The organism is Streptomyces hygroscopicus subsp. hygroscopicus, assembly GCF_001553455.1.
Taxonomy (GTDB): domain Bacteria; phylum Actinomycetota; class Actinomycetes; order Streptomycetales; family Streptomycetaceae; genus Streptomyces; species Streptomyces hygroscopicus.
The window spans coordinates 1-5,662 of sequence record NZ_BBOX01000585.1 but is presented as its reverse complement, the minus strand read 5'-3'; the positions used below and the strand labels follow the sequence as shown (position 1 = coordinate 5,662).

Here is a 5,662-nt window from a genome sequence, read left to right as displayed (position 1 = left end):
CCCTGTGCGCTGGACACGGCGTACTGGGTGCGTAATCTGCGGGAGCGGGTGCGGTTCGCCGACGCGGTCCAGGCGTTGCTGGCCGATGGTCATCGGGTGTTCATCGAGGCCAGCACCCACCCCGTCCTCACCATGGGCATGCAGGAGAGCTTCGAGGAGGCGGGCGTCCCCGCCACCACCGTGCCCACCCTGCGCCGCGACCACGGCGGTCTCGCCCAGCTGACGCTGTCGCTGGCCCAGGCGTTCACCGCCGGGGCCGACGTCGACTGGACCACCCTGTTTCCCACCGACCCCGCGCCCCGCACGGTACCGCTGCCCACCTACGCCTTCCAGCGCGAGCGCTACTGGCTCGAGGGCCCCGCCGGCCGTGGCGGCGACCCCACCGACCTCGGCCTGCTCCCCGCCGGTCACCCGCTGCTCGGCGCGGCCGTGGAACTCGCCGACGGCAGCACCCATCTGCTCACCGGCCGGCTGACCGCCGGTGGCGGCCACGGCTGGCTCGGTGAACACGTGGTGGCGGGCGCCCGGCTGGTGCCGGGCGCGGCCCAGGTCGAATGGGCGCTGCGGGCCGCCGACGAGGCGGGCTGCGGCACCGTGGAGGAACTCGCCCTCCAGGTCCCGCTCGTCCTCCCCGACACCGGCGGACTGCGGGTCCAGGTGGTGGTGGGCGAGGCCGCCGACGACGGACGCCGCGACGTACGCGTGTACTCCCGGCCCGACCGCGACGCCGAAACCGCCGCGGACCCGGCCTGGGTGTGCCACGCGGCCGGCGTCCTCGGCCCCCAGCGGGAACCGGCACCCCGGCCCGCCGGGGCGTGGCCCCCGGCGGGCGCGGAGCCGGTGGACACGGACGGGTTCTACGAGCGTGCCGCGGCCGCCGGATACGCCTACGGGCCCGCGTTCCAGGGCGTCCGCAGGCTGTGGCGCGACGGCGCGGACGTACTGGCCGAAGTGGCGCTCCCCGAAGCGGCGGGTGAGCAGGCCGGATTCGGCATCCACCCGGCGCTGCTGGACGCCGCGCTGCACCCGGCGGGCATGCTCGGCACCGGTTCCGAGCAGGAACGGGACGGTGGCCGGGTGTGGCTGCCGTTCGCCTGGCACGGGGTGTCGCTGTGGGCCACCGGAGCGACCACCGTACGCGTCCGGCTGTCCCCGGGTGAGCAGGGCCCGGACGGCGCGCGGGCCCTGCGGCTGACCGTGGCCGACGCCGTGGGCGACCCCGTCCTGACCGTCGACTCGCTGGTACTGCGCCCCGTCCGTACGGACCAGCTGCGGACCGCCGGCCGAGGCGCCGTGGACGGGCTGTTCACACTGGACTGGGTCCCGCTCCCGGCGCCGGCTCCCGACGCCTGCGCGGGCCTGCCCGAACCGGCGGCCGGGGACGGCGGCTGGGTGGCGCTGGGCTCCGGGCACGAGGAGTGGGCGACACCGGGCCCGGTCCGCCACCCGGACCTGGAGGCCCTCATCGCGGCGCTCGACGCCGGCGCGCCCGTGCCCTCGGTGGCCCTGGCCGCCGTACCGGCCCTGGCGACGGCCCTCGACGCGGGTGCCGCCGAAGCCGAGGCGCTGGCGGCCGTACGGCGGACACTTGAGCTGCTGCGGGGCTGGCTGGCCGAACCCCGGCTGGCCGGGAGCCGCTTGGTCGTGGTGACGCACGGCGCGGTCGCCGCCGGTCGCGCGGTGGCGGAGGACCCGGGCACCGGGGCCGTGGACCCGGCCGGTGCCGCGGTGTGGGGTCTGCTGCGCAGCGCGCAGGCCGAGAACCCGGACCGGTTCGTCCTGCTCGACCGCGATCCGCACGGCGTCCCGGACCCCGACGAGACCGGCGCGGCGGTGCTGGACGGTGTGTTCCGGGCCGTCGCCCTGGACGAACCACAGGTGGCCGTGGGCTCCGGCCGGGTCTGGGCGCCCCGGCTGATACGCGCCGGCGGGCCCGGCAGCGGCGGTCTGGTCGGCCCGGCGGGACAGCCCGCGTGGCGGCTGGCCGTACGGGGCGCGTCCACCGTGGACCATGTGACGCCCGTGCCCCGCCCCGAGGTGCTGGAGCCGCTGGGCCCGGGAGAGGTCCGGATCGCGGTGCACGCGGCGGGCCTGAACTTCCGCGACGCGCTGATCGTCGTCGGCATGTACCCCGGCGGCGGGGTGTTCCGCGGCAGCGAGGGCGCCGGTGTGGTGGTGGACACCGGCCCGGAGGTGACCGGGCTCGCGGTGGGCGACCGGGTGATGGGCCTGTTCGAGGGCGCGTTCGGCCCGTGGGCGGTGGCGGACGCGCGCATGGTCGTGCCGATTCCCGAGGGCTGGGGCTTCCGGCAGGCGGCCGCCGTCCCCGTGGCGTTCCTCACGGCCTGGTACGGGCTGGTGGACCTGGCCGGACTGCGCGGCGGCGAAACCGTGCTGATCCACGCCGCGACCGGCGGCGTCGGCATGGCGGCGGTGCGGATCGCCCGCCACCTGGGCGCCGAGGTCTACGCCACGGCCGGCCCCGGCAAACACGGCGTGCTGGAGGACATGGGCATCGACCGGGCACACCGCGCCTCGTCGCGCGACCTGGACTTCGCGGAGACGTTCCGCGAGGCCACCGGCGGACGCGGCGTCGATGTGGTGCTGAACAGCCTCGCCGGGCCCTTCGTCGACGCCTCCCTGCGGCTGCTGGCCGAGGGCGGACGGCTCTCCGAGATGGGAAAGACCGACATCCGCGATCCGGAGCGGCTCGCGGCCGCGTACCCGGGCATCCGCTACCGGGCCTTCGACCTCGTCCCCGACGCCGGTCCGGACCGCGTCGGGGAGATGCTGCGCGAACTGAGCGCGCTGTTCACCACCGGAGCGCTGCGGCCCGCGCCCGTCCGGCCCTGGCCGCTCAGCCGGGCGCGGGACGCGCTGCGGCAGCTGAGCCAGGCCCGGCACACCGGCAAGCTGGTGCTCGACGTCCCCGCCGCGGTCGACCCGGACGGCACGGTGCTGATCACGGGCGGCACCGGCACCCTGGGCGGTCTGGTGGCCGAGCATCTGGTGCGGACCTGGCGGACCGGCCATCTGCTGCTGGTGAGCCGGCGGGGACCGGACGCTCCGGGGGCCCGCGACCTGGCCGCCCGGCTGGCGGCACTGGGCGCGCGGGTGCGCATCGAGGCGGCCGACGTCACCGACGCCTCGGCGGTGGCGGACCTGGTGGCGGGCGTCGGCCCCGAGCACCCGCTGACCGGCGTCATCCACGCCACCGGCGTGCTGGACGACGCGGTGGTGACCGCACAGACCCCCGAACGGCTGGCGCGGGTATGGGCGGCCAAGGCCACGGCCGCGGCCCATCTGCACACCGCGACGGCCCATCTGCGGCTCGGCATGTTCGTCCTGTTCTCCTCGGCGGCGGGCACCCTCGGCAGCCCCGGACAGGCCAACTACGCCGCCGCCAACGCCTTCTGCGACGCCCTCGCCGCCCACCGCCGGGCCGCCGGGCTGCCGGCGGTGTCGGTGGCCTGGGGCCTGTGGGCCGACGCCAGCGGGATGACCGGACACCTGGCCGAGGCGGATCTGGCCCGGATGGCCCGTACCGGCGTCGCCGCCCTGAGCACCCGGCACGGCCTGGCCCTGCTCGACGCCGCCGTGCAGCACGGCGGCGATCACCTCGTCGCCGCCCGCGTCGACCCCCGCACCCTCGCCGGACTGCCCGCCGACAGCCTGCCCGCCACGCTGCGCGCCCTGGCCGCCACCGGTGGCACCGGCGGAACCGGGCGGCGCGCCGCGGCGGCCACCGGGGAAGACCGGCAGGCCGACTGGGCCGCCCGGCTCACCGGTCTGTCCACGGCCGAACAGCACCGGCAGGTGCTCAGCCTGGTCCGTGGCCACGCGGCCGCGGTGCTCGGCCACGCCGACGCGGACGCGGTACAGACGGAGGCCAGCTTCAAGGAGCTGGGCTTCGACTCCCTGACCGCCGTGGAACTGCGCAACCGGCTCGCCGCCGCCACCGGTCTGCGACTGCCCGCCGGCCTGGTCTTCGACTACCCCGAGGCCGCCGTCCTCGCCGACCACCTGCTGGAACGGCTGGCCCCCGGCGCCGCAGCCGCGCCGGGACCGGACGCCGTCGACCCGGTCCTCGGCGAGCTGGCCCGGCTGGACACCGCCTTGGCCACCCTCGCCACGGACGACGAAGGCCGGCGGAGGATCGCCGAACGGCTGAGCGGACTGCTGGCGAAATGGAACCACGGCGGCGCCGGCGACCAGGCCGGCGCGACCGGCCTCGACGCCCTGGACGCCCTGGACGCCCTCGAAGCCGCCTCGGACGACGAGATGTTCGAGCTCATTGACCGTGAACTGCCCTGATGGAGGAGCGGAACTGATGCCGGGTACCGAAGAAAAGCTCCGCCAGTACCTCAAGAAGGTCACGGCCGACCTGGGGCAGACCCGCCGACGGCTGCGCGAGATGGAGGAGCGGTCGCGGGAGCCGGTGGCCATCGTGAGCATGGCCTGCCGGTTCCCCGGCGGGATCGCCTCGCCCGAGGACCTGTGGCGGCTGGTCGCCTCGAGCGGGGACGCGATCGGTGAGTTCCCGGCCGACCGTGGCTGGGATCTGGAAGGGCTCTACCACCCGGACCCCGACCACCCCGGCACCAGCTACGTCCGCCACGGCGGATTCCTGGACCGGGCCGACGGCTTCGACGCCGCCTTCTTCGGCATCAGCCCGCGCGAAGCCCTGGCGGCCGAACCCCAGCAGCGCCAGCTGCTGGAAGTCTCCTGGGAACTGTTCGAACGCGCCGGAATCGACCCCACCACGCTGAAGGGCACCCCCACCGGTGTCTACGCGGGCGCCGGAATCCTCGGCTTCGGCACCCCGCGGATCGAGCGGAGCGCGGAAGGGTATCTGCTCACCGGAAACACCCTGAGCGTCGTCTCCGGCCGGGTGGCCTTCACCCTCGGCCTGGAGGGACCGGCGGTGACGGTGGACACCGCCTGCTCGTCGTCGCTGGTCGCGATGCATCTTGCCTGCCAGGCGCTGCGGCAGGGCGAATGCACCCTGGCCCTGGCCGGCGGCGTGACCGTGATGACCACACCGAACACCTTCGTGGAGTTCTCCCGCCAGCGCGGTCTGGCCCCCGACGGCCGTTGCAAGCCCTTCGCGGCCGCCGCCGACGGCACGGGCTTCTCCGAGGGCGTGGGCCTGGTGCTGCTGGAGCGGCTGTCCGACGCGCGGCGCAACGGCCATCAGGTGCTCGCGCTGATCCGGGGCTCGGCGGTCAACCAGGACGGCGCCTCCAACGGACTGACCGCCCCGAACGGCCCCTCGCAGCAGCGGGTGATCAGGCAGGCGCTGATCAACGCCCAACTGTCATCCGCCGAGGTGGACGCGGTGGAGGCACATGGCACCGGCACCACGCTCGGCGACCCCATCGAGGCCGATGCGCTGATCGCCACCTACGGCCGGGACCGGCCGGAGGACCGGCCGCTGTGGCTTGGCTCGCTGAAGTCCAACATCGGCCACACGCAGGGTGCGGCGGGCGTGGCCGGTGTGATCAAGATGGTGATGGCCCTGCGCCACGAACTGCTCCCGGCCACGCTGTACGTCGATGAGCCGACCCCGCACGTGGACTGGTCCGGCGGCGCGGTGCGGCTGCTCACGGAACCGGTGGAGTGGCCGAGGAACGAGCGTCCGCGCCGGGCCGGTGTGTCCGCG

At 75.6% G+C, this 5,662-nt stretch carries 2 protein-coding genes; both read left to right on the top strand.

Annotated elements, in window-relative coordinates:
• Positions 1–4,314, top strand: a 4,314-nt coding sequence (locus AXW62_RS38970) for an SDR family NAD(P)-dependent oxidoreductase (RefSeq protein WP_159061095.1), incomplete at its 5' end; no start/stop codon positions are given.
• 16 nt (positions 4,315–4,330) lie between these two features.
• The coding region (locus AXW62_RS38965) for a beta-ketoacyl synthase N-terminal-like domain-containing protein (RefSeq protein WP_174556485.1) at positions 4,331–5,662 on the top strand (1,332 nt) is incomplete at its 3' end.